21 protein-coding genes are annotated in these 24063 nt (G+C 69.5%); 17 read left to right on the top strand and 4 right to left on the bottom strand.

The window, feature by feature from the left end; genetic code table 11:
• The 9 genes from ON39_RS11195 to ON39_RS11155 form a co-directional block, all read left to right on the top strand.
• On the top strand, window positions 1-1465 hold a 1465-nt coding region (locus ON39_RS11195), incomplete at its 5' end, for an ABC transporter substrate-binding protein (RefSeq protein WP_040733437.1).
• A 2-nt stretch (window positions 1466-1467) separates the two neighbouring features.
• Window positions 1468-2475 (top strand): ABC transporter permease, encoded by a 1008-nt coding sequence (locus ON39_RS11190; RefSeq protein WP_051186509.1) that lies wholly within the window; start codon window positions 1468-1470, stop codon window positions 2473-2475.
• Window positions 2468-3340, top strand: a complete 873-nt coding sequence (locus ON39_RS11185) for an ABC transporter permease (RefSeq protein WP_246002991.1) — start codon at window positions 2468-2470, stop codon at window positions 3338-3340. Before ON39_RS11190 ends, ON39_RS11185 begins: the two co-directional genes overlap by 8 nt.
• Window positions 3337-4998 carry a dipeptide ABC transporter ATP-binding protein gene (locus ON39_RS11180; protein ID WP_051186508.1) on the top strand — a complete coding sequence of 554 codons (1662 nt, stop codon included), beginning with the start codon at window positions 3337-3339 and terminating at the stop codon, window positions 4996-4998. Before ON39_RS11185 ends, ON39_RS11180 begins: the two co-directional genes overlap by 4 nt.
• Entirely contained in the window at window positions 4998-5240 is a 243-nt protein-coding gene (locus ON39_RS11175) for a hypothetical protein (protein ID WP_040733436.1), read from the top strand. Before ON39_RS11180 ends, ON39_RS11175 begins: the two co-directional genes overlap by 1 nt.
• The gene (locus ON39_RS11170) at window positions 5240-6376 is read left to right on the top strand and encodes an LLM class flavin-dependent oxidoreductase (protein WP_040733435.1); all 1137 of its coding nucleotides are present in this window, start codon (window positions 5240-5242) and stop codon (window positions 6374-6376) included. The genes ON39_RS11175 and ON39_RS11170 overlap by 1 nt, the downstream gene beginning before the upstream one ends.
• A complete protein-coding gene (locus ON39_RS11165; RefSeq protein WP_040733434.1) occupies window positions 6373-7743 on the top strand; it encodes an NtaA/DmoA family FMN-dependent monooxygenase in 1371 nt (456 codons plus the stop codon). The genes ON39_RS11170 and ON39_RS11165 overlap by 4 nt, the downstream gene beginning before the upstream one ends.
• Window positions 7740-8543, top strand: a complete 804-nt coding sequence (locus ON39_RS11160) for a DUF1684 domain-containing protein (RefSeq protein ID WP_040733431.1) — start codon at window positions 7740-7742, stop codon at window positions 8541-8543. Before ON39_RS11165 ends, ON39_RS11160 begins: the two co-directional genes overlap by 4 nt.
• Window positions 8543-9694: an LLM class flavin-dependent oxidoreductase gene (locus ON39_RS11155; RefSeq protein WP_040733430.1), complete on the top strand. Its 1152-nt coding sequence runs from the start codon at window positions 8543-8545 to the stop codon at window positions 9692-9694. The genes ON39_RS11160 and ON39_RS11155 overlap by 1 nt, the downstream gene beginning before the upstream one ends.
• A gap of 16 nt (window positions 9695-9710) precedes the next feature.
• On the opposite strand, the gene ON39_RS11150 is transcribed toward ON39_RS11155, so the two are convergent.
• Entirely contained in the window at window positions 9711-10583 is an 873-nt protein-coding gene (locus ON39_RS11150) for a LysR family transcriptional regulator (RefSeq protein WP_040733428.1), read from the bottom strand.
• 83 nt (window positions 10584-10666) lie between these two features.
• Between ON39_RS11150 and ON39_RS11145 the strand changes: the two genes are divergently transcribed.
• Window positions 10667-11920 (top strand): MFS transporter, encoded by a 1254-nt coding sequence (locus ON39_RS11145; RefSeq protein WP_051186507.1) that lies wholly within the window; start codon window positions 10667-10669, stop codon window positions 11918-11920.
• Here ON39_RS11145 and ON39_RS45805 read toward each other — a convergent pair.
• Complete coding sequence (locus tag ON39_RS45805; protein ID WP_051186506.1) at window positions 11886-12584, bottom strand: response regulator transcription factor; 699 nt, start codon at window positions 12582-12584, stop codon at window positions 11886-11888. The genes ON39_RS11145 and ON39_RS45805 overlap by 35 nt on opposite strands.
• A 707-nt stretch (window positions 12585-13291) precedes the next feature.
• Here ON39_RS45805 and ON39_RS11135 point away from each other — a divergent pair.
• Genes ON39_RS11135 through ON39_RS11120 form a run of 4 tightly spaced genes read left to right on the top strand, consistent with a single transcriptional unit; the run spans window position 13292 to window position 16962 of the window.
• Window positions 13292-14116: a sugar phosphate isomerase/epimerase family protein gene (locus tag ON39_RS11135; protein ID WP_051186505.1), complete on the top strand. Its 825-nt coding sequence runs from the start codon at window positions 13292-13294 to the stop codon at window positions 14114-14116.
• Between the two features lie 48 nt (window positions 14117-14164).
• Window positions 14165-14662, top strand: a complete 498-nt coding sequence (locus tag ON39_RS11130; RefSeq protein WP_040733426.1) for a cupin domain-containing protein — start codon at window positions 14165-14167, stop codon at window positions 14660-14662.
• A 41-nt stretch (window positions 14663-14703) separates the two neighbouring features.
• Window positions 14704-15693 carry a hypothetical protein gene (locus ON39_RS11125; protein WP_040733423.1) on the top strand — a complete coding sequence of 330 codons (990 nt, stop codon included), beginning with the start codon at window positions 14704-14706 and terminating at the stop codon, window positions 15691-15693.
• A gap of 24 nt (window positions 15694-15717) precedes the next feature.
• A complete protein-coding gene (locus ON39_RS11120; protein ID WP_040733422.1) occupies window positions 15718-16962 on the top strand; it encodes an FAD-dependent monooxygenase in 1245 nt (414 codons plus the stop codon).
• Between the two features lie 72 nt (window positions 16963-17034).
• Here ON39_RS11120 and ON39_RS11115 read toward each other — a convergent pair whose 3' ends face one another.
• Window positions 17035-18381: a class II 3-deoxy-7-phosphoheptulonate synthase gene (locus ON39_RS11115; protein WP_040733421.1), complete on the bottom strand. Its 1347-nt coding sequence runs from the start codon at window positions 18379-18381 to the stop codon at window positions 17035-17037.
• Between the two features lie 414 nt (window positions 18382-18795).
• Between ON39_RS11115 and ON39_RS11110 the strand changes: the two genes are divergently transcribed.
• Window positions 18796-20823: a CocE/NonD family hydrolase gene (locus ON39_RS11110; RefSeq protein WP_040733439.1), complete on the top strand. Its 2028-nt coding sequence runs from the start codon at window positions 18796-18798 to the stop codon at window positions 20821-20823.
• Between the two features lie 9 nt (window positions 20824-20832).
• Here ON39_RS11110 and ON39_RS11105 read toward each other — a convergent pair whose 3' ends face one another.
• Window positions 20833-21717, bottom strand: a complete 885-nt coding sequence (locus ON39_RS11105; RefSeq protein WP_085998150.1) for a methylenetetrahydrofolate reductase — start codon at window positions 21715-21717, stop codon at window positions 20833-20835.
• A 221-nt stretch (window positions 21718-21938) separates the two neighbouring features.
• On the opposite strand from ON39_RS11105, the gene ON39_RS11100 reads away from it, so the two are divergent.
• A complete protein-coding gene (locus tag ON39_RS11100; protein ID WP_040733420.1) occupies window positions 21939-23090 on the top strand; it encodes a polyprenyl synthetase family protein in 1152 nt (383 codons plus the stop codon).
• The coding region (locus tag ON39_RS11095) for a phytoene desaturase family protein (RefSeq protein ID WP_040733417.1) at window positions 23087-24063 on the top strand (977 nt) is incomplete at its 3' end. The genes ON39_RS11100 and ON39_RS11095, both read left to right, overlap by 4 nt.

Here is a 24063-nt window from a genome sequence, read left to right as displayed (position 1 = left end):
GACCTGCTCGGATCCAGCGCAGTCGGGCACCAACCAAACGCTGTATGTCACCCGGCAGATCGTCGATTCGCTCACCGATCAGGATCCGAAGACCGGCGAGTTGAAGCCGTGGCTCGCGCAGAGCTGGGAGGTGACCCCCGACGCGAAGGTGTTCACCTTTCATCTCACCGACGGGGTGACCTTCAGCGACGGCACCGCGCTCACCGCGGACTCGGTGCGCAACACCTTCGACTCGATCCTCGAGCTCGGCTCCGCCAAAGCACCACTGGCGTCGAGCTATCTCACCAACTACGCGGGCACGACGGCCGTGGACCGGCTGACCGCGCGGGTCGAGTTCAGCAAGCCCAATGCGCAGTTCTTGCAGGCATCCTCGACCACCCAGCTCGGAATTCTGGCCGATGCCACCACCGCTAAGCCCGCCGAGCAGCGCTGCCTCGGCGACAACATCGCCAGCGGCCCGTTCACCTATGCCGCCTACCGCCAGGACGCCTCGGCGACCCTCGCCAAGCGCGCCGGATACCACTGGGGCTCCGCGGTGTTCGCGCATCGCGGCGAGGCGTACCTCGACAAGATCGAGTTCACGGTGGTGCCCGAATCCGGCGTGCGCACCGGCAGTCTCGCCTCGGGTCAGCTCGACGCGATCAGCGACGCGCTGCCCCAGGACGCCCCGCAGATCGAGGCCGCGGGCGGGCGGGTGCTGAGCACCGCCAATCCCGGTGTGCCGTTCGGCTTCCAGACCAATGTGACCAGGGGTCCGCTGCGCGATCCGGCGGTGCGCCAGGCGCTGTTGCCCGCGATCGACCGTAAACAGCTGGTGGACACCGTGCTCGGGCCGCAGTTCAAGCCCGCGACCAGCCCGCTCGCCAGCAGTACGCCCGGCTACCAGGATCTCTCGGCGCGGCTGGCCTACGACCCCGCGAAGGCGCGCGGCATCCTCGACCAGGCGGGCTGGGTACCCGGCGGCGACGGCATCCGCGCGAAAGACGGTGTCCGGCTGTCTTTCTCGGTCTTGTTCAGTCAGGTGTTCGCCGGCAACCAGGCGATCATCGAGCTCGTCCAGCAGCAGCTGCGCCAGATCGGCGTCGAGCTGAAGCTGGACCTGGTCTCGGCCGCGGAGTCGACGGCCCGGCAGAACGCGAAGGACTTCGACGCCAGCTACGGCAACACCACCCGCGCCGACGGCGACATCCTGCGCACCTCGTTCGGCCTCGACGGCCGCAATCTCAATGCGCGCGGGCCGATTCCGGCGCTCGACGACGCGCTGAACGGTCAGCTGAGCACGGTCGACCCCGCGGTGCGCAACGGGCTCATCCAAACCGCGCAGCAGCAGGTGCTCGACGCCGGGCTGCTGGTGCCGACGGTGGAGCTGTCCCAGGCGATCGGCGCGGGCGGCACCGCCCAGGATCTGAAGTTCGAGGCCTCGGCGCGACTACAGTTCTTCGACACCTGGCTGAGCGGGCGGTAACCATGGCGCGCTATCTGGCTCTGCGGGTCCTGCAGGCGATCTGGGTGCTGTGGGCGGCGTTCACCATCTCCTTCGTCGTGCTCTACCTGCTGCCCGCCGACCCGATCTCCATCGCGGCCGACGGCGGCGGGACGGGCACGCCGGTGGACAAGGCCGCCATCGCCGAGCTGCAGGCCCGCTACGGGCTGGATCGTCCGCTCTGGGAGCAGTATTGGACCGCGCTCGGGCACGCGGTGCGCGGCGACCTCGGGCACTCGATCGCCACGGGGCAGCCGGTGACCGGCGCCATCGGCGACGCGCTGCCCGCGACGCTCGAATTGACCGGGCTCGCCCTGCTTTTCGCCGCACTCGGCGGCGTGGCGCTGGCCTTCGCGTCGACCTATTCCCGGCGGCCGTGGCTGCGCTCCGCGCTCGCCGCGCTGCCCTCGCTGGGGGTCTCGGTGCCCACCTTCTGGACCGGACTCCTACTGCTGCAACTGTTCTCGTTCCGGTTGCGGCTGGCCCCCGCGTTCGGCGGCCACGGATTCGCCGGGACCGTCTTGCCCGCGTTGACCCTGGCGCTGCCCATCGGCGCGGTGATCGCGCAGGTGCTGACCGCCGGGCTGGCCTCGACGTGGCGGCAGCCGTACGTCGATGTCGCGCTGGCGAAGGGCGGCTCCCGCTGGTGGGTGCAGCGCAAGCACGTTCTGCGCCCGGCCAGCGTGCCGACCTTCACCATCGCGGGCGTGCTGATCGGCAACATGCTGGCCGGTTCCGTCGTGGTGGAGACCGTGTTCGCCCGCCAGGGCGTCGGGCGGCTCACGCAGACCGCCGTACTGGCCCAGGACATTCCGGTGGTGCAGGGCATCGTCCTGCTCACCTCGGTCGTCTTCGTCACCGTGAATCTCGCGGTCGACCTGCTGTATCCGCTGCTCGACCCGCGCATCGCCACGCGCTCGCGCCGGGCGGCGAAGGACGAGGCGGCCGACGATCGGTTCGGAGCCGCGGAAGGGGCGGCGATTCATGGTTGACGTCATCGAGGAGGGGCGGCGCGGCACGCTGACCCGGCTGCGCGTTCCGGCTCTGCGCTGGAAGTGGTTGCGCGACAACGCGGTACTGCTGCTGTCCGGCGTCGTCGCGGCGCTGGCCGTCGGGTGGGCCCTGTTCCCCTCGGTCTTCGCCGGTGGTGACCCGCTGAGCGGCGTACCGGCGCAGAAGTTCCGCGGGCCCAGCGCCCAACACTGGTTCGGCACCGACAATCTCGGGCGCGACCTGTACACGCGCATGGTGCACGGCGCGGGACTCTCGCTCACCGCGACGCTCGCCGCGGTGGGGATCGCGCTCGTCGCCGGCTCGCTGCTGGGTCTGCTGTCCGGCGCGGCGGGCGGGTTCGTCGACACCGTCGTCATGCGCTGCGTCGACGTGCTGCTCTCGATTCCCGCGCTGCTGCTCTCGCTGGCCCTCGTCACCGCGCTCGGCTTCGGCACCCGCAATGTGGCCATCGCCGTGGGCGTTTCGCTGGTGGCCAACTTCGCCAGGGTGATGCGCTCGGAGGTGCTGCGGGTGCGCAACGCGGCGTACGTGGAGGCGGCGCGGGCCTCAGGGGTGCGGTGGTACACGGTGCTGCTGCGGCACGTGCTGCCCAACTCGTACCAGCCGGTGCTCGCGCTGGCCGCCGTCGAGTTCGGCATGGCGGTGCTCTCCGTGTCGGCGCTGAGCTTCCTCGGTTACGGCGCGAAACCGCCTACGCCCGAGTGGGGTTCGCTGATCTCCGAGGGCCGCAACTACCTCGCCACCGCGTGGTGGTTGACCACCCTGCCCGGCCTGGTCATCGTCGCGGTCGTGCTGGCCGCCCAGCGTCTCGGGCGCGCCGTCGGAAGGAACGACCAGCCATGACCATTGTTTCCTCGCCGCGTGCGAGCGCCGAAAGAACCGCGTCGGAGGCGGTTTCGCTGCTGCGGATCGACGACCTGCGGGTCCGCTACCGGTCGGACTCCGGCGACGTCACCGCGCTGACCGGGGTCTCGCTCGAGGTGGCGCGTGGTGAAGTGGTCGCGCTCGTCGGCGAATCCGGCTCCGGCAAGTCCACACTCGCCCAGGCCGTGATCGGCCTGCTCGGGAGCAATGCCGAGATCACCGGCGGGACCATCGACTTCGACGGCGAGGTCATCGACCCTCGATCGGAGCGGGCGTTGCGGCGGCTGCGCGGCGCGCGGATCGGGTTCGTGCCGCAGGATCCCGGCCTGTCGCTGAATCCGGTTCGGCGTGTGGGCGACCAGGTGGCCGAGACGCTGATCGTGCACCGGCTGGCGGACCGGCGATCGGCGCGCGAGCGCGCCCTCGAACTGCTGGACGACGCGGGGCTCGATCGACCGGAACTGCGGGCGGCGCAGTATCCCCACGAACTCTCGGGCGGCCAGCGCCAGCGCGTCCTCATCGCCTCCGCGCTGGCCGCGCGGCCGGAGCTGGTGATCGCGGACGAGCCGACCAGCGCGCTGGACGCCACGGTGGCCAGGCGGGTGCTCGATCGGCTCGCGGCCCAGATCGCGGCCGAGGGCACCGCGGTGCTGCTGATCACCCACGATCTCGCGGTGGCCGCCGAGCGCGCCGACCGGATCGTGGTGCTGAACGGCGGCGAGATCGTCGAGTCCGGGCCGACCGCGGCGGTGCTCGCCGCGCCGCGGCATCCGTACACCAGACGACTGCTCGCCGCATCCCCGAGCCTGGCCCCGGCGGGAGACTACCGGACGCCGAGACCACGCGAAGGCGCGCCACTGCTCGCGTTGCGCGAGGTGCGTAAGCGGTTCCGCGCGCAGGCCGGCGGGTCGGTCACCGCCGTCGACGGCGTCGGTTTCGAACTGCACCGCGGCGAAACCCTCTCGCTCGTCGGCGAATCCGGCTCGGGCAAGTCGACCACGGCACGTATCGCGCTGCGGCTCACCGACCCCGACGGCGGCCGGGTCACCTTCGACGGGCACGAGCTGACCGAGGTGCGCGGCGCCCGGCTGCGCGCGCTGCGCCGGCGCTTCCAGGTGGTGTACCAGAACCCTTACGCCTCACTGGATCCCCGCTGGCGGGTCGGCACGATCATCGAGGAACCGTTGCGCGCGTACAGGGTCGGCGACCGCGCGGCCAGGCGGGCCAGGGTCGCCGAATTGCTCGGGCAGGTCGCGCTGCCGGAGCGCTTCGCCGAGCGCAGGCCCGCGGAACTGTCCGGCGGGCAACGCCAGCGCGTCGCCATCGCCCGCGCGCTGGCCCTGCACCCGGACCTGCTGGTGCTGGACGAGCCGGTCTCCGCGCTCGACGCCTCGGTCCAGGCGCAGATCCTGGAGCTGCTCGACCGGTTACAGGCCGAGCTGGCGCTGAGCTACCTGTTCATCTCCCACGACCTCGCGGTGGTCCGCCGGATCAGCGATCACGTCGCCGTCATGCGACACGGCCGGATCGTCGAAACCGGGCCCACCGCCGCCATTTTCGGCGATCCGCGGCACGAGTACACCCGCGAGCTGCTCTCGGCCATCCCCACCCCCGCCGGCGCGAAAGGACCATCCTGATGTCGGAGTCGACCTATCGGCACAGCCGGATACTCGTCCGCCCCGATCGGCCCGCCCACTGCCGCAGCAGACCGGAGCGCCCTGGCTCGCTGCCGTCGCGGGCGAAACGGTGGTGGCGCACAAGGCTGCCCGCGCACACCGCCGCCACGGACCTGTGGCAGCACGCGTTCTTCTTCGCGCCCGACACCGCGGGCATGCACCCCGCGGCGCGGCAGTGCCTCGATTGGAAGGAAATCCACTGATGGCCGACTCCGACTTCTTCCTGGCGGTCGAGCTCGCCGGGACCGGGATCCACCCGGCGTCGTGGCGACGGGAGGATTCCCGGGCCGAGGATCTGTTCACCGGCGGCTACTGGGTCGACGCGATCACCGCGGCCGAAAAGGCCGGTGTGGACGCGGTATTCGTGCCCGACTCGTTCGGGTTGCAGCCCGGCGGGCCCGGTGTCGCGCGCGGCAGGCTCGACGCGGTGGCGATCGCCGCGCGGGTGACCGCGGCCACCCGCCGCATCGGCCTGCTACCGCAGGGCGCGGTGACGCACACCGAGCCGTTCCACCTCGCCAAGGCCGTCCAGAGCCTCGATTTCGCGACCCTCGGGCGGGCGGGCTGGGAGGTCACGGTGTCCGAGGGCGTGGAGCAGGCGCGGGCGTTCGGCCGCAAGGGCGAGCAGGACGCGCGCTCGCTGTGGCACGAGGCCGACGAGGCGATCGAGGTGGTCACCCGGCTGTGGGACAGCTGGGAGGACGACGCGGAGATCCGCGACGTGCCCACCGGCCGCTTCATCGACCGGGACAAGCTGCACTACATCGACTTCGCCGGGGACAACTTCTCGGTCAAGGGTCCCTCGATCACGCCGCGTTCCCCGCAGGGACAGTCGATCGTCGCGGTGCGCGCGTCGGACGAGGCGAGCACCGAGGTCGCGGTGCGCCGCGGTGACCTGATCCGTTTCGCCGCAGGCGATCTGGACGCGGCACGGGACCGGCGTACCGCCTTGCGGACGGCGGTATGCGCGGCAGGCCGCGAGCCGGACGCCGTGCGGGTGCTGCTGGAGGTCGAAGTGCACCTGGCCGATTCGCCGGTGGCGGCGCGCGACGAGGTCGCTCAGCTCGACCGGTGGGCCGCGCTCACCGACACCCGAGACAGCCTGCGCCACATCGGAACACCGGACACCCTGCGCGAATTGCTCGAAGCCGTCGAGGCTTCCGGCGCGGCGGACGGCGTCGTGCTGCGGCCGCTCGCGGTCCCGGCGACGGTCGGCCGGCTCGCCGCCCTGGACCGAGAACCCGTGTCCGCCGACACATTGCGCGGCCGGCTCGGTCTGCCGCGGCCCGCCAGCCGCTACGCCGCCAGCACCCCGAATCAGGAAGGCACGCCGTCGTGACCGGCACACCCCGCAAGCAGATCCATCTCGCCGCGCACTTCCCCGGCGTGAACAACACCACCGTCTGGGCCGATCCGGCGTCCAAGAGCCAGATCGACTTCGACTCGTTCGTGCACCTGGCGAAGACGGCCGAGCGCGGCCTGTTCGACTTCTTCTTCCTCGCCGAGGGCCTGCGGCTGCGCGAACACCTCGGGCGCATCCACGATCTCGACGTGGTCGGCCGGCCGGACACCTTCACTGTGCTCAACGCGCTGGCGGGGGTGACCGACCGGCTCGGCCTCGCGGGCACCATCAACAGCACCTACAACGAACCGTTCGAGCTGGCCAAGCAGTTCGCCTCGCTGGATCACCTCTCCGGCGGACGCGCGGCCTGGAACGTCGTCACCTCCTCCGACGCGTTCACCGGCGAGAACTTCCGCCGCGGCGGCTATCTCGACCACGCCGACCGCTACCGGCGCGCCGCCGAGGTGGTCGAGGCGACCCGGAAGCTGTGGGACAGCTGGGCCGCCGACACGCTGGTCGTCGATCGGTCCGCCGGGGTGTTCGCCCGCGAGATCCCCGAAATCCGGCACCGCGGCGCGCAATTCGACATCGCGGGACGGTTCGTGCTGCCGCCGAGCCCGCAGGGCCACCCGGTGCTGTTGCAGGCGGGCGACTCCGACGACGGGCGCGAGTTCGGCGCGGCCGCGGCGGACGCCATCTTCACCGGGCACGGGACACTCGAAGCGGGGCAACGCTTCTACGCCGACGTCAAGGGCCGGCTGGCGAAGTACGGCCGGTCTCCCGACGAGCTGAAGATCCTGCCCGCCGCGACGTTCGTGCTCGGCGACAGCGCGCGCGACGCCGAGGACCGCGCCCGCCACATCCGCTACCAGCAGGTCGGCCCGCAGACCGCCATCGCCTTCCTCGAACAGGTCTGGGGCCGTGACCTTTCCGGCTACGACCCGGACGGCCCGCTGCCCGAGGTGGACCCGACCGACAATGTGAACATCACCCGCGGCCGCGTGCGTCACGCCAAGGACCCGAGGGCCGTCGCCGAGGAGTGGCGGGCCAGGGCCGAGGCCGAAAACCTCAGCATCCGTGAGCTGATCATCGAGGTCACCGCGCGCCAGCAGTTCGTCGGCACGCCCGCCGCGGTCGCCGAGCAGATCGACACCTACGTCCAGGCCGACGCCAGTGACGGTTTCATCCTCGTCCCGCATCTCACCCCGGCCGGGCTGGACGAGTTCGTCGAGCGGGTCGTCCCGGAGTTGCAGGAGCGCGGCAGTTTTCGCACCGAATACACCGGAACGACCCTGCGCGAGCATCTCGGCCTGCGCCACCCCCACCACCACACCGCCGCCCACGAAGGAGCACGAGCGTCATGACGACCAGCATCAGCACCGAGTTCGAGACCGAGTGGGCCCGCTGGCATCACGCCAGGGAGGACCAGCTGCGCGACCCGCTCGGCTTCCTCAGCCTCACCGGATTGCATTGGCTCACCGACCAACCCGAGCGGCTCCCCGAGGTGCCCGGCACGTGGTGGGTCACCGACGACAAGGTGTTCATCACCGCGCAGCCCGCCGACCGGCTCGAGTTCGACGGCGCGGGCATCGCGGGCGTGCGGATCCTCACGCCGGCCGAGGGCGCGCCGGGACTCAGTGTGCTGCACGAACATCGGGTGCTCGAGGTGATCCGGCGCACCGGGCGCTACGCGGTGCGCGTGCACGATCCGGCCGCGCCGGGTCTGTCGAGCTTCGACGGCATACCCAGCTACGCGCCCGACCCGCGCTGGGTGGTGCAGGGCAGGTTCACGCCGTTCGACGAGCGGCAGACGGTCACCACCGGCGCCGTGGTCGACGGGCTCGAGCACCACCACATCGCCTCCGGCACCATCGAATTCGCCCTCGGCGAGGCCACCGAGCAGGTCGTCGCGTTCGGCGAGCCGAGCGATCTGCGGCTGCTGTTCACCGACGCGACCAGCGGCATCACCACCTACCCTGCGGCGCGTGCGCTCGCGGTCGGCGCGGTGGACGCGGACGGCGCGGTGCGCCTCGACTTCAACCGCGCGACCAACTTGCCGTGCGCCTTCACCGATTTCGCGACCTGCCCGCTCGCGCCCGCGCAGAACCGGCTGCGCGTGGCGATCGAGGCGGGCGAGCAGCATCCACGGCTAGGGAGGAACTGATGACGGTCCCGCTCTCCATTCTCGACCTCTCCCCGATCAGCGCCGGGTCGACCGCGCAGGACGCCCTGCGCAACACCATCGACCTCGCCCAGCACGCGGAACAGTGGGGCTACCAACGGTATTGGCTGGCCGAGCATCACTTCGTCTCGGTGGCCAGTTCCTCCTCGATCACCCTGATCGGGTTGGTCGCGGCGGCCACGTCGCGAATCCGGGTGGGCTCGGCGGCCGTTCAGGTCGGCCACCACACCTCGGCCTCGATCGTGGAGGCCTTCGGCACCATCGACGCGCTGTACCCCGGCCGGCTCGATCTCGGGCTCGGGCGGTCCGGCCACCGGCGCAGTCAGTACGGCGCGGAGCCGTCGCATCCCAAGGGCGGACACCCTCGGGTCGACACGGCGACCGGGCGGACCGAGATCCGGGACGGCGTGGTGGTTCCGCCGCCGTTCGATCCCGGCCGGGTCGCCGACCGGTCCAAGTTTCTCGCCTCGGCCGCCGCGCTGCAGCAGGAGGGCGCGCAGGCGCTGGACTTCGCCGAACAGGTCGACGAGGTGCGGGCGCTGCTCGGCGGGCACTTCGTGAGCAAGAACGGCGTTGCGCTGCACGCGGTTCCGGGCGAGGGCGCACAGGTCGAGCTGTGGCTGTTCGGCAGTTCCGGCGGGGAGAGCGCGGTGCTGGCGGGTCAGCTCGGGTTGCCGTTCGCGGCGGCCTATCACGTGTCGCCGGGCACCGCGCTGGACGCGGTCGACGCCTACCGGGCGGCCTTCCGCCCCTCCAAGGTGCTGGCCGAGCCGTATGTGGTGGTGTCGGCGGACGTGGTCGTCGCGGCGGACGACGCCACCGCGCGGCGGCACGCGGCCACCTACGGCCACTGGGTGCACAGCATTCGCACCGGCGCGGGCGCGGCGGACTATCTCGACCCGGACACCGCGACCCCGCTGACCCCCGAACAGCACCGGCTGGTCGCCGACCGCCTCGCGACCCAATTCGTCGGCGCGCCGAGCACCGTCGTAGAACGGCTGGCCGCACTGCAACGCGTCACCGGCGCCGACGAGCTGCTCGTCACCAGCATCACCCACCGGCACGCCGACCGGCTGGAGTCGCACCGGCTGCTCGCCGACGCCTGGGGCTTACGCGCCGCCCGCGCGGCGTAAGCCGGAACGGCGTGACTCACCGGCGGTTGGTCTCGCGCAGGACTTCGATGACGGTTCGCGCGGCGTTCGATGGTGTGCGCCGCGTGTCATAGCCGATGGACAGTACCCACGGGATCGACTCGCCGGCGTGCTCGGCGAAGACGATGCCGGGCGCGCGTTCGGCGACCGAGCGCGGGACCACCGCGACGCCGAAATTCTTGGCGACCAATTCCAGCGCGAAGATCTGATCGGCCACCTCGATCACAGGTCGCCGTCGCGGGAACCGGGTGTCGACGATCCGCCGGATGCCCCAGCCCGGCGGAAAGTCGATGAATCGGGCATCGGTGAGGTCGGCGGCGTGGAATCGGTGATGTGCCAGCGGATGGTCCGGAGCGACGCACAGCACCAGCGTTTCCTCGCTGATCGGGTGCAGCGTGAGGCCCCGCAGGTCCTCAGCCATCCCCGCCACCAGCGCGATATCCAGCGTGCCGTCGCGCACCCCGGCGATATTGCCCGCGATTCCGGCGGTGCTCTGCCGCATCTGCACGGTCACGCCGGGGTGGCGCTCGTGCATGTCGGCGATGACCGCGGCGAGGTCCACGCTGTACACGCTCATCAGGTTGCCGATCACCACCTCGCCGCGGACCTGTCCCCGCGTCGCGTCGATCGCGTCGACGATCTCGCGCCGGGCGCGCACGATCGACCTGGCCGGCTCGACGATGGCACGGCCCGCCTCGGTGAGCTCGAGGGCCCGCGGTGTCCGGTCGAACAGGCGGACGCCGAGTTCGTGCTCGAGCTTCGCCACGCTGGTCGAGACCGCGGACTGGACCAGGCTCAGCTCGCGGGCCGCGGCCGTGAACGAGTGGTGTTCGTGGCAGGCGAGGAAACACTCGATCTGGCGCATCTCCATGGCATCGAGCCTAAACCGCCATCTATGTCATAGATATCGGTATCAGAATTCATCGCTTCCATAGATCACCTCGGCGTCGGACGATGGGTGATGTGACTACCTCACCCACCACCAACGGCACGCTGTCTCGGCTGACCGTCCTCGTCTTCGCCCTCACCGCCGGCTCGTCGGTCGGTTGCCTCTACTATCTACAACCGCTGCTGCACGAGGTGGCGAGCGATTTCGGCATCTCGACGGCGTCCGCGTCCCTACTGGTGAGCGCGGCGCAGATCGGCTACCTGAGTGGTCTCGCGCTGCTCGTGCCGCTGGGCGACTTCCTGGAGCGCCGCAGGATGGTGCCGGGAATGCTCCTGGCTTCGGTTGCGGCCCTTGCCGTTTCCGCGGCGGCGTTCGACTTCCCGGTGCTGCTGGTCGCGGTCTTCGCCACCGGCGTCACCGCGTCGGCGGCCCAGATCGTCGTGCCGTGGGCCTCGGCGCTGGCCGCTCCGGAACGGCGCGGGGAGGTCGTCGGGACCGTGATGAGCGGGCTGCTGCTCGGCATTCTGCTGTCGCGGGTGCTCTCCGGCGCGGTGGCCCAGGTCGGCGGCTGGCATGCCGTGCTGCTGGTCGCCGCGGCCATCCAGCTGGTGATGTCGGCGAGCGTCTACGCGCTGACACCCGCGACGGGGCGGGCGGCCCCGGGGGAACGCTACGCGCAGGTGCTCGCCTCCATCGGCTCGCTGATTCGCCGTCATCCGGTGCTGCGCCACCGGATGGCGCTGGGTTTCCTTGGTATGGCCTGTTTTTCGGGCGTGTGGACCGCTATCTCGTTCCTGCTCGCCGGCGCCTCCCCGAGCTCGTACCACTACTCCGAGTTCGCCATCGGCCTGTTCGCCTTCGCCGGAGTGGCCGGGGCACTGGGCGCACCCGTGGTGGGGCGGCTGGCCGACCGCGGACACCTGCACAAGGTGACGACGCTGGTCTGGGTGGCGGTTCTCGGCAGCTGGGCGCTGCTGGCGTGGGGCGGGCACACTGTGGTCGCGCTGATCGCGGGGCTGCTGGTGTTCGACTTCGGCATCCAGGGCATCCAGTTGTCCAACCAGAGCGCGATCTACGCGCTCGATCCGGCCGCCCGTAGCAGGCTCACCACCGCCTACATGGTGACCTACTTCCTCGGCGGCGTCACCGGTTCGGTCACCGCGGGGCTCGCGTACCAGTCCGGAGGATGGCCGCTCGTGTGCGGAATCGGCGCCGCCGCAACGGCTCTCGGCTTGGGACTGTGGGCGGTGTTCGCCCGGTTGGCACCGAACCGGGCCAGGGCCGCTACCGTTGGGGCACTCGCGCCGGTCCGTGACTAGCACGCGTGCTCTTCGCCGCGTGCTGCATCAGCAGGACAGCCTCGAGCCTGTTGCGCACGTCCAGTTTGCCGAGTGCGCGCGAGACATGACTCTTCACGGTGGACACCGAGACCGTGAGCCGGGCGGCGACGTCCTCGGTGGACGCCCCGTTCGCGATCAGGTCGAGGACTTCGCGCTCACGCTTGGTCAACGAGTCGAGTGCCCGCTCCTGCAGTGACAAATCCGTCTTCGCCCGGCTGCCGCGCGGCGCGACATACATACCGAGCAGTTCGGGCGAGAGCACGCAATGATCGCCGGAGACCGCCCGCACCCCGAGTATGAGGTTGGCCGGGTCCGGCGTCTTGATCAGACACCCCATCGCGCCGAACCCGAAGGCGGCGTCGAGCCGCGCACGGTTCCAGTGAGCGCCGAGGACGATCACGCGAATGCCTTTGCCTGCCAACGCCGCGACCTGGGGATACAGGTCCTCGTCGGCGTCGATGCAGAGCACCGCCACATCGATGCCGTGCACCGGCCACTCCCGGGCGGGCGTGCGGCTGTCGAGCGAGCATCGCAGATCCACCTCGCCGGTCAGATCCAGTAGCCCGGACAGCACATGCCGGGAGATGGGATCGGGGTCCGCGAGCAGAATTCGGAGGGGCGCCTCCGCCGGATTCATCGTCATAGTTCTTTCCCCTCGACGAAGCGCATGGAGCGACTCGCCGGTATTTCAATAGTCGGAGCGCGCATTTATCCAGTTCGATAATCGGACAATTCGGCCATCTGCAGATTCGTGTCACTTCCTTCGGCGAACGAATCCACCCGTGCGTGGACCACTCACCGCGCCAACCCCCTGGCGATCGTGTGACAACGTCGAATAAGACGCCGCCGAGTGCCGTCTTCAACCATAGTCCCGGCCGCAGCCGTTGGCCACTTTTCACCGGTACGCCATAGTCCACTGGAAACACCTCCGCGCCGCGGCGATGTCATCACACGAATTCGATCGATACGTATCATTCCAAAGTTGTGTCGGCGAGTGAATCCGAACCGAAGAACGACATTTTCGCGGCGTGCGGGCAACGAATTACCCCATTTTAGGGGGCATGACGTCGAATGAATCGCCGCATGTACTGGGCTACATTGGAAGTCACCGTCATTCGCGATGAATCGACGGTGGGCGAAATCGGGGGATGACGTCGTTCTCACACAATCGGAAGCGGTACAGCGTCGTCCGTACCGTCCGGAGGAAAAATGTCCGAGCCAATGACAGTCCATACCGCATGTGCCGACACAGCACATGATTCGACCGGACAGCACGGTCCACTGAGCGAAGAAATACTTGCATTACCGCAAAATTTCACATATGACCGCACCCCTTTATCCATCGCCACCATGACGCTGAACGGCACCCTTACGGAGAAGTTCGACGCGATTGCCGCAGCCGGTTTTCGGCACGTGGAGTTGGCGCAGGCCGATCTGGCCGGATTCGAGGGCACGGCGCAGGAGGCCGGGCGTCTGGCAGACTCCTACGGCTTGAAAATCATTGTCTTCCAGCCTTTTCGAGACTTCGAGGGCCGACCACGCGACGAGTTCGACCACCATCTCGAGCGGGCGAGGGTGGCGCTGCGGACCACCCGCGCGCTCGGCGCCGAGATGTTGCTGGTGTGCGGCACGGTCGCCGACGACGCCGTCGGCGACGCCGACGTCCTGGTGGCGGATCTCCGAATTCTGGCGGACCTGGCCGCCGATGCCGGGTTGAAAATCGGCTACGAGTCGCTGGCGTGGGGGAAATTCTCCCGGCGATATCGCGACGCGTGGCGCATCGTCGACGGGGTCGACCGGCCTAATTTCGGTTTGGTACTGGACACATTTCACACTCTGGCACTCGGCGACGATCCCGCCCGGCTGGCAGACATCCCGGCCGAGCGGATATTCCTCATCCAGGTCGCGGACGCACCGTACCTGTCCTGCGATGTCCTCCAATGGAGCAGGAAGCATCGCTGCCTGCCCGGCGAGGGGTCCTTCGACCTGCGGGGCTTTTTGACCTTTCCGATGCGGAACGGGTACGCCGGTCCGTTGTCGCTGGAGATATTCAGCGACCAATCCGGCGCCGACCGGCCGGCCGACGTCGCCCTGCGAGCATATCGGTCTCTCTGCAAGCTCGAGTACGACACCAGAAGGGGATTGATCGGGGACCGCGATCGCCTCGTCAGCTGATCCGCCCCGGTTCGTTCACCGGAATTCATATCAACGAAATGGAGCATCATGCCTTACCATACCCGCACCGCTACCCTCGCCGACTATCGCAAAGGCGCCGCGGAGCTCTTCGGCGACGATCCGAAGCGATACGCCTTCTCCAATGTGTACGAGGTCGGAAATCGCGCAGCCCCGTTCGAGCGCGTCGCCGTCACCAAGAGCATGGAATACGTCACCGAGGTGATGAAGGTCGCCGGAATCGGCCCGTGGTTCGCCGCGGCCCACGACGAGTTCGCGCTCGTCATGGACGGCGAGATCAAGGTCGTGTTCGTCCAGCTCGACGCCGCCGCGCGGCCCGCGCCGGATCACCTCGGCGCCGTGCACCTGCGGACCGACCCGGCGGGCCCGCGCATGGGCATGGTCCGGGCCCGGCGTGGACACCTCGTGCTGCTGCCGGCAGGCGCCGCCTACCGCATATCGGCGGACCCGGTGGCCCTGGTCCTGCTGCAGACCACGGCGGGCGAACTCACCCGCGAACGGTGGTCCGAGATATGCCAGACCGCGTAGCCGACCCAGCAACACCCTTACCTACCAAAGGAATTCGACCCATGACCGAGACCGTGTCGACCACCACACCGACCAGCACGCCCAACGAATTCGGCTACCGCCGTTTCGATCTGGGCTCCTTCCAGTTCACCAGGGACGAGTACTTCGCCCGCATCACCTGGCCGACCGGCTCGCACCTCATGGAGGTCGGGCAGTTCCTGCACGTGCTGGTCCGCACGATGGGTCAGGATTTCTTCTTCGGCTGGGTGTTCTTCGACGATGTCTTCGGGACCGTCAACCACTACGGGAAAATCGAATTGTTCGCCGGCACATACAGTCCGGCCCATCGCGCGGCGGGCGCGGCGCACTCGGAGTACCACACCGCCGAGGATATGCACGCGCTCTTCCACGCCATCGCCACCGACTGGATCAGCGCCGGATACGACCCGATGGCGGACTCGGCCGACGCCGGGTCACCGTTCGGCCCGAAGGGCGCGCCCGCGACCGCGTCGCTGAGCCGCGGGTTCACCCCCATCCCCAAGCGGATGCTCGGCCTGGCGGGCGATGTCCCGGCGCGCAGCGAAGAGGCCGGACAGCACGTCAACCGGGCGTTCGCGGACATGTACCTCGACCGGCCGGAGATCAGTCCGGAACCCGGCTTCGAGGGCCGGCTGCACGCCATCAACGCGTTCGATCACATCGCGCGGTCCGATGTCAGCTGGATCCCGTCGGTCGTCTCGGTCACCAAGGACAGCATCACCTGCATGTCGAGTGAGGAGGACCGCCTGCGCATCACCCACGGCAACGACCGCCCGGAGTGGTTCATCCAACTCACCGACGAAATCCATTGGGACATAGCGGATAAGGACACCGGCGCGCCGGTTGGCCGGGTGGTGATGCGCCCCGGCGACGTCGCGGCCATGCCCGCCGACATCCGGCACAAGGGGTACGCGCCCAAGCGGGCCATGTTGCTGGTGATCGAGACCTTGACCCCGGGACTGCCGGAGCTCTATGCGGAGGGCAAACTTCCCGCCCACCCCGTCGAGTTCTGAGCAGCCGTCCAGCCAGGAGTCGTGATGGACGAGCTCGTGCCGAACCCGTGGCACACCGAAGACGTGATCATTGTCGGGGCCGGAATCGGCGGCCTGGTACTGGCTCTCGCATTGCACGCCAACGGCGTGCCGTGCCGGGTGTTCGAAGCGGCGCCGAAGATCGAACCGCTGGGGATGGGGATCAATATCCAGCCCTACGCCACTGAGATCCTCGCCGATCTCGGACTGCTCGACGCGCTCGAGTCCCGGGCGGTCGTGACGCGCGAGTTCGTCTTCTACAACCGCCACGGCCAGGAGATCTACCGATCTCCGGCGGGCCGGTACGGCGGTCAGGCCTTCCCTCAGTTGTCCATTCACCGGGCCGATCTGCACGCGGTACTGCTCGACGCCGTGCAGCGGCGGATCGGCGCCGATCACGTGCGCACCGGGTGGCGATGTCTGGGGGTGGGCCAAGGTGGCGGCCGGGCCTGGGCTTCGTTCACCCGAAGCGCGGCGGGCACCGCCGTGTACGGCTCGGCCGTGGTGGGGTGCGACGGGATCCACTCCGTCGTATACCGGTCGCTGTATCCGGCCGGTCCGCCGCTGCGGTATTCGGGCACGAACATGTGGCGTGGGACGAGCGTGTTTCCCGACTTCCTCTCGGGGGCGAGCATGGTCCGCGCCGGATTGCCCGCCGAGGGCAAGCTCGTGGTCTACCCGATTCGGCGCGATATCGATCGACGCGGCAACAACCTCGTCAATTGGGTGGTCGAGGTGGATACGCCGATGGCCGACCCGACCGGCGCCACCGGCACCGGCCGGGTCGCCGATTTCGCGGAGCGGTTCGCGGACTGGCGGTTCGACTGGCTCGATGTGCCCGAGTTGCTCCGCTGCGCGCACGGACCGGTGCTCTCGATGCCGATGATGGACCGCGATCCGCTCGACCGCTGGAGCCGGGGGCGGATCACGCTGCTGGGGGACGCCGCCCACCCCATGGTCCCGCTCGGCTCCAACGGCGGGGGCCAGGCCATTCTCGACGCCCGATCCCTCGCCACCCACCTGGCGACAGCGGCGTCGGTGGTGCAGGCGCTGCGCGGCTACGAGGAACAGCGGCGTCCGCACACCACGAACATCGTGCTCGGCGACCGAAAAGGCGTCGTGGACCTGATGGTTCGGGAGGTCGACCGGCGCACGCGTGGCCTGCCGTTCCGGAACCTGGCCGAGATCATTTCGAGCGACGAGCTCGCCGCACTATCCATCCCGAACTACCACGAACCCGTCGAGCGATGACCGAATGGAGCTGCTCTATCGGATCGCCTCGGCGTTCCCGGTGAGCCAGTCCAGCGCGGCCAGGCCTGGAGGTCAGCGCAGCATCTCCGCGATGAGGAACGCCAGTTCCAGCGACTGCTGGGTGTTCAGGCGCGGATCGCAGGCCGTCTCGTACCGTCCCCGCAGATCGAGGTCCGAGATATCCTGCGCGCCGCCGAGGCACTCGGTGACGTCCTCCCCCGTCAACTCCACGTGAATGCCGCCGGGATGGGTGCCGAGCGCGTGGTGGACCTCGAAGAAACCGCGCACCTCGTCCACGATCCGGTCGAAATGCCGGGTCTTGTAGCCGGTGGACGCCTCGTGGGTATTTCCGTGCATGGGGTCGCATTGCCAGATCACCCGGCGGCCGGTCGCGTCGACCTTTTCGATGATCGGCGGCAGCACGTCGCGGACCTTGGTATTACCCATGCGCGTCACCAGGGTCAGCCGTCCGGGATTATTGTCCGGGTCGAGGCGCTCGACGTATTCGACGGCCATTTCGGGAGTGGTGGACGGGCCTATTTTGAGCCCGATCGGATTGCTCAGCAATTCGGCGAACGCGATATGCGCACCGTCCAGCTGACGCGTGCGCTCGCCGATCCACAGGAAATGCGCGGAAAGGTCGTACAGCGTCGGACGGCCGTCCTCGTCCTCGGACGACCGGAGCATCGCTCGTTCGTAGTCGAGAACGAGGGCCTCGTGGCTGGCGTAGATCTCGGCGTCGCGCAGGTGCGAATCCGTTACGCGACAGGCGTTCATGAAGGCGAGGCTGCGATCGATCTCGTCGGCCATCACCTCGTACCGCGCACCGGCGGGCGAGGCGGCGACGAACGCTCGGTTCCAGTCGTGCACCCGGTGCAGATCCGCCGCCCCCGCGCTGGTGAGCGCGCGCACCAGGTTCATCGCCGAGCTCGCGTTCGCGTAAGCGTGCATCAGCCGGGCCGGATCGTGTTCGCGCGCAACGGGATCGGCGGACAGCGAGTTGATCATGTCGCCGCGATAGGACCGCAGGCCGAGCGCGTCGGTATCCGACGAACGCGGCTTGGCGTACTGCCCCGCTATCCGGGCGACCTTTACCACCGGCAGGCTCGCGCCGTAGGTCAGCACGACAGCCATCTGTAGCAGGGTCCGGATATTGCCGCGAATATGCGCCTCGGTGTTGTCGGCGAAGGTCTCGGCGCAGTCACCGCCCTGGAGCAGGAAGGCCTTGCCGCGGGCCACCTCGGCGAGATCGCGGTGCAGACTCTCGATCTCGGCGGGCAGGCAGATCGGCGGCACGCGCTCGAGCACCTCGCGCATGGCGGCGGCCTGCTCCTCGGGCCAGGTCGGCTGTTGCAGAGCGGGGCGAGCGAGCGCGTTGTCGAGCCGGCACCGCAATGGCGGCGGTATTTCCAATGTCATGTTTTCACGATAAACAGAGATCGGCCCGTAATCGACAATCTCCAGGAGTAATCGATTGGGCGATGATTGAATTCACGCAACCTGCAGCGGATATCGCCCGGAATTCTCAACTCCCGGCCGATGCCACAATGCCGAACTTTCCGGAAGATGCAATTCGGAAAGAATACAGCACCCGCCGCCGCGGCTCGGCGATGACGGCGGGCGATCTCCCACCGCAGCCACGCGCTCCTGGGCTGCGTGGTGCCTGCGATACCGCACCTGCGATTCGATCAATACCGTTCGCCGCGCGAGACATTGGGCAGGATGCCCAGGTCGACACGGCTTTCTTGGGCACAGCGCCATACTTCGCCCGATCGGCCTTAAACATACAGTCGTGCATGTATATTTCTGGCCGACCAGGAGAGGCGGATGTCGATGAGAATCGCTCCAGCGCGCCGGTGGCTCAGAGTCTCCGTCGGATTGCTTGCGCTGCTTACGTTTTCGCAGGTTTTGGTGGCGCCGGGGACTCGCGCCGCGCCCGAGGGTATGGCGGCGTGGACCGCGCTGCACGACGGACCGCAGCTCTACTCGTCGATGCACATCGACTGGGACGTGCCGATCACCATGAGCGACGGCACCGTCCTAAAGGCCAATGTGTACCGTCCCGCGGACGCGAACGGGCCGATCGCCGCGCCACTGCCGACGATCGTGAACCTCACGCCCTACACCAAGCTGCTGTCGATGATCGCGCAGACGGCGCTGTCGGTCCCGGTGCTCTCCGACGCGATCGTCGGTTTCCTGCGCGACTTCGAGCTGCCCGGCACGCCGCTGGAGGCGCTCACCGACGCGACCAGGGTGGCGGGCGGCGGGTTCGGGCGCGCTTTCGCGGTGGACCCCAACCTGATTCGCAGCGGCTACACCCAGGTCGTCGTGGACGTGCGCGGAACCGGCTTCTCCCAAGGGATCTGGGAGCCGTGGGGGCCGCGCGACCAGCAGGACACCCCGGAGGTCATCGCCTGGGCGGCGGCGCAGCCGTGGTCGGACGGCAGTATCGGAATGACCGGCGCGTCCTACTCCGCCATCAATCAGGTCCAGGCCGCCGAGAAGCGGCCGCCCGCACTGAAAGCCATCGTTCCGGTGGTGCCCGGCAACGATCTGGTGCGCGACATGATCGCGCCCGGCGGCGCGGCCATCGGCATCCTGCTGCCCTACCTGCTGTTGGTGAACACGGCCAAGCTGCTGCCCGATCTGCTGTCGGTGGTGCAGGGCCGATTCGACACCCAGTGGCTCGCCGATCGATTGGCCAGTCCGATGTCGTTCCTCGACGTCGGCCTGCAGACGCTGACCACCGACTCGTTCGACGCCGTGCCGCCGCAGCTGGAGCGGGTGCTCGACCCGGACAGCCCGCTGCGGCAGGCCTGGCTCGGGCATCCGGAGCGGATCACCGTGCCGACCATGGTGATCGGCGGCTGGCACGACAACTTCGCCAACGGCGAACCCCGTATCTACCAAGACATTCCGCTGCCGCCCGGACAGAAGCAACTGATCATGGGCAACGGCTACCACGTCAGCACCGGCTTCGACATGCGCGGGCGCGGCGGCGAGCCGCCGCGCATCGACGTGCTGCAGCGCGCGTGGTTCGACAAGTGGCTCAAGGGCATCGACAACGGAATCGACGGCTACGGACCCGTGACGATGTGGCAGCAGGGCGGCGGCTGGACCACCGGCGAGCAGTTCCCCCGGCCCGAGGCGAGCCACCGGCGGCTGTATCTGTCGGCGGCCGCGAGCGGGACGACGAACACCAGCGTGCATGACGGAACCCTCACGGCGGCACCGACTTCCGAGGAGACCCGGCTCACGGTCGCCCCCGGACTCGCCAGTCTCTGCTCCTCCGACGCCGTCCAGGGCACCGCGGGCGTCCTGCTCTTCTCCGGCTGCGGGAAGGACGCCAGGGTGCAGGAGCTCAGCGGCCTGACCTTCACCAGCCCGCCCGTAGCCGAGCCGACGCCGATCTCCGGTCCGATCGCGCTGCACCTCAACACAGTTCACGACGCCACCGACGGGTATTGGACCGCGACGCTGAACGATATTGCGCCCGATGGCCATTCGACAACGCTCACCACCGGCCAACTGATGTCGTCCATGCGCGCCGTAGACGACGCCCAGAGCCGCCGCTCCGCCGACGGCGCATACACCGATCCGTTCCCGGTGATGTCCCTCGCCGCCCGAGAACCCGTCGTCCCCGGCCGGCCGACCCCACTCGACCTCGGCCTCGCCTCCACCGACGCGATACTGCAACCGGGACACCGACTTCGGGTCGACATCTTCGCGAGCAACTACCCGAAGGGCCTGCCCATCCGTCCCCTGCTCGACGCCACCGGGCTCAAACCCCAACACCTGCAACTAGATCCGGCCGAGCCCAGCTACATCAACGTCCCCCTCGCCGGAACCCCGGGTTGGTAACCCGCGGGTTCAGGCGCTGATCGGCGCGGCGGTGACCCCGTAGCCGAGGTTGGTGAGCACCTCGGTCGTCGCCTTGGCGAAGTTCAGCGTGATGAAGTGCAGGCACGGGGCGCCCTCATCGATGAGGCGCTGGGCCATCTCGGTGGCGATCTCGATGCCGACCTCGCGCACCGCGGCCTGATTGTCCTCCGGTGTGTCGCCCGCGGCCTTGTTCAGCCGCTCGAGCACGGAGGCGGGCAGCGCGCGGCCGCACAGTTCCTCGGCCCTGGCCACGGTGCGCAGCGAGGTGATGGGCATCAGCTCGGGGATGATCGGCTTGGCGCCCTCGATCGGGTCGAACTTGGCGATCCGGTCGCGCAACCGCAGGTAGTGCTCCACGTCGAAGAACATCTGGGTGATCGAATACTCCGCGCCCGCACGCAGTTTCGCGGCCAGGAAGGCGGTGTCGGAGTCCAGGTCCGGCGAGCGGTGGTGGCCCTGCGGGAACGACGCGACGCCGACGTGGAAGTCGCCGAGATCGCGCACGATGCGCACCAGTTCCTCGGCGTAGGCGACGCCCTCCGGATGCTGCTGCCACTCGCCGAGCGGATCACCGGGCGGGTCGCCGCGCAGCACCAGGATGTTGCGGATGCCCGAGTCGGCGTAAGAGCCGACCAGCGAACGCAACTCGGACAGGCTGTGCTCCACGGCGGTCAGGTGCGCCACCGGCAGCAGGGTGGTCTCCTGCGCCAGCTCGCCGGTGACCCGGACGGTGCGGTCGCGGGTGGACCCGCCCGCCCCGTAGGTCATCGACACGAACGCGGGATGCATCCGCTCGAACTGGCGCACCGCGCGCCACAGCCGCGCCTCGGCGGCGGCGTCGCGCGGCGGATTGAACTCGACCGAGAACGGCACCGCGGCCGTCGAATGGGTCCGCAGACTCTGGACAACCGAAGCTGTGGCAGAGACGTTCGGACGCGTCCGGGGCGGACGGCCTGGGGTCGAGCGTCCCCCCGCATTGTCGAAAGTCACCGGTTCAGTGTAGTGGTGACCGATGCCAGGCCCCACGGGTCATACCGACGAGTACGCGTATTCTTCGGACGAAACCCCGGCGCCACGCGCCGACCACCCGTACCTTGGAGGCTCCCCTGTCCGCCGGACCCGGTATCCAGACGCCTCATCGCACCTCGGCCGCCGAGCTCATCGTGCCGCAGCCGGGGACGCCCGCCTTCGTCACCGCCGTGGAAGGCGCGCTGACCAGGTTCTTCACCACCCGGCGCGGCATGGTCGAGGAGCTGGGCCCCGTGTTCGTCGAGGCCGCGGACGAGCTCGAGCTGTTCGTGCTGCGCGGCGGCAAGCGCACCAGGCCCGCGTTCGCGTGGACCGGCTGGCTCGGCGCGGGCGGCGACGCCGACGGCCCGGCGGCCGACGCGGTGCTCACCGCGTGCTCCGCGCTCGAGCTGGTACAGGCGTGCGCGCTGATCCACGACGACATCATCGACTCCTCGCGCACCCGCCGCCGCTTCCCGACCGTGCACGTCGACTTCGAGCAGCGCCACCGCGACCGCGGCTGGGCCGGGGACTCGGCGCACTTCGGCGCGAGCGTCGCGATCCTGGTCGGGGACCTGGCGCTGGCCTGGGCCGACGACATGGTGCACGCCTCGGGTCTCGACCCGGCGGCCATCGCCCGGTTCGCGCCGGTGTGGGCGAGCATGCGCACCGAGGTGCTCGGCGGCCAGCTGCTCGACATCCACGGCGAGGCGGGCGCCGACGAGTCGGTCGAGGCCGCGCTGCGGATCAACCGGTACAAGACCGCCGCGTACACCGTCGAACGCCCGCTGCACCTGGGCGCGGCCATCGCCGACGCCGACCAGGGCCTGGTGGACGCCTACCGCCTCTTCGGCACCGACATCGGCATCGCCTTCCAGCTGCGCGACGACCTGCTCGGCGTGTTCGGCGACCCGGCCGTCACCGGTAAGCCGTCCGGCGACGACCTGCGCGAGGGCAAGCGCACCGTCCTGCTCGCCGAGGCGCTGGCACGAGCCGACGAGGCCGACCCGGCCGCGGCGAAGCTGCTGCGCACCAGCATCGGCACCGAGCTCGACGCGGACGAGGTGGCGCGGCTGCGCGACGTCATCACCGAGCTGGGCGCCGTGGACGAGGTCGAGCGCCGCATCGCCGAGCTCACCGAGGCCGGGCTGGCCGCCATCGAGAACAGCACGGCGACGACGTCGGCGAAGGAACGGCTGCGCGCCATGGCCCTGGCGGCGACCAGGCGCGCCGCGTGACCGCGCGGAAAACCGTTGCCGGACCGGCGAATCGGGTCGTGGTGGTGGGTGCGGGGCTGTCGGGGCTCGCTGCGGCGCTGTATCTCACCGGCGCCGGACGCGAGGTCACCCTGCTCGAGCGCGCCGACCATCCGGGCGGGCGGGTCGGGCGCTATGTCGGCCCGGATTATGAGATCGATTCCGGCGCAACGGTATTGACGCTGCCCGAGCTGATCACCGATGCGCTGGCCGCGGTCGGGCGGACGCCGGAGACCTGCACGCCCCCGCTGCGCATCCACCCCCTCGCCCCCAGTTACCACGCTAAATTCGCCGACGGCGCGACGCTGCGGGTCTTCGCCGACCCCGACGCCATGGCCGAGGAGGTCGCGGCGGTCTGCGGCCCGGCCGAAGCGCGCCGCTACCGGCGGCTGCGGGAGTGGCTGGCCCAGATCTACGCGGCCGAGTTCACCGAGTTCATGGACGCCGACTTCGACTCGCCGCTGGACATGGTCGCGACACCCGAAAAGCGCAGGGCGCTGGCGTCTTTGGTGCGGCTGGGCGGCTTCGGCAGACTGGGCCGGAAGGTCGGCCGAACCCTGCGCGATCCACGACTGGCGCGGCTGTTCACCTTCCAGGCGCTCTACGCGGGCATGCCGCCCGCCGAGGCGCTCGCGGTGTACGGTGCGATCCCGCACATGGACACCTCGCTCGGCGTCTACTTCCCCGAGGGCGGGATGCGGGCCATCGCGGCGGCGCTCGCCGAGGCGTTCACGGCGGCGGGCGGCACGCTCGAACTGGGCACCGAGGTGACCACGGTGGACTACGCGGGCCGGCGCGCCGAGCGGGTGCGCACCGCGGACGGTCGCGCGTTCGACTGCGACGCCCTGGTGGTCACCGCCGACCTCGGCTCGATCGAGCGCTTCGGCGTGCGCCGCCGCCGGGGCCTGCGAGCCGCGCCCTCCGCGGTCGTCGCGCACGGCACCGTGCCCGCCGA

It is taken from the genome of Nocardia tenerifensis NBRC 101015, assembly GCF_000308715.1.
GTDB classification, from domain to species: Bacteria; Actinomycetota; Actinomycetes; order Mycobacteriales; family Mycobacteriaceae; genus Nocardia; species Nocardia tenerifensis.
This window is presented reverse-complemented; position numbering and strand designations above follow the sequence as displayed.

What these genes read in the sequence shown, in the direction of transcription:
- ON39_RS11190 (WP_051186509.1), top strand. Translation starts at nt 1,468, where the DNA reads ATGGCGCGCTATCTGGCTCTGCGGGTCCTGCAGGCGATCTGGGTGCTG.
- ON39_RS11120 (WP_040733422.1), top strand. Translation starts at nt 15,718, where the DNA reads ATGGACGAGCTCGTGCCGAACCCGTGGCACACCGAAGACGTGATCATT.
- ON39_RS11125 (WP_040733423.1), top strand. Translation starts at nt 14,704, where the DNA reads ATGACCGAGACCGTGTCGACCACCACACCGACCAGCACGCCCAACGAA.
- ON39_RS11135 (WP_051186505.1), top strand. Translation starts at nt 13,292, where the DNA reads ATGACGCTGAACGGCACCCTTACGGAGAAGTTCGACGCGATTGCCGCA.
- ON39_RS11155 (WP_040733430.1), top strand. Translation starts at nt 8,543, where the DNA reads ATGACGGTCCCGCTCTCCATTCTCGACCTCTCCCCGATCAGCGCCGGG.
- ON39_RS11115 (WP_040733421.1), bottom strand. Translation starts at nt 18,381, where the DNA reads ATGACATTGGAAATACCGCCGCCATTGCGGTGCCGGCTCGACAACGCG.
- ON39_RS11110 (WP_040733439.1), top strand. Translation starts at nt 18,796, where the DNA reads ATGAGAATCGCTCCAGCGCGCCGGTGGCTCAGAGTCTCCGTCGGATTG.
- ON39_RS11180 (WP_051186508.1), top strand. Translation starts at nt 3,337, where the DNA reads ATGACCATTGTTTCCTCGCCGCGTGCGAGCGCCGAAAGAACCGCGTCG.
- ON39_RS11150 (WP_040733428.1), bottom strand. Translation starts at nt 10,583, where the DNA reads ATGGAGATGCGCCAGATCGAGTGTTTCCTCGCCTGCCACGAACACCAC.
- ON39_RS11170 (WP_040733435.1), top strand. Translation starts at nt 5,240, where the DNA reads ATGGCCGACTCCGACTTCTTCCTGGCGGTCGAGCTCGCCGGGACCGGG.
- ON39_RS11145 (WP_051186507.1), top strand. Translation starts at nt 10,667, where the DNA reads ATGGGTGATGTGACTACCTCACCCACCACCAACGGCACGCTGTCTCGG.
- ON39_RS45805 (WP_051186506.1), bottom strand. Translation starts at nt 12,584, where the DNA reads ATGACGATGAATCCGGCGGAGGCGCCCCTCCGAATTCTGCTCGCGGAC.
- ON39_RS11130 (WP_040733426.1), top strand. Translation starts at nt 14,165, where the DNA reads ATGCCTTACCATACCCGCACCGCTACCCTCGCCGACTATCGCAAAGGC.
- ON39_RS11185 (WP_246002991.1), top strand. Translation starts at nt 2,468, where the DNA reads ATGGTTGACGTCATCGAGGAGGGGCGGCGCGGCACGCTGACCCGGCTG.
- ON39_RS11160 (WP_040733431.1), top strand. Translation starts at nt 7,740, where the DNA reads ATGACGACCAGCATCAGCACCGAGTTCGAGACCGAGTGGGCCCGCTGG.
- ON39_RS11175 (WP_040733436.1), top strand. Translation starts at nt 4,998, where the DNA reads ATGTCGGAGTCGACCTATCGGCACAGCCGGATACTCGTCCGCCCCGAT.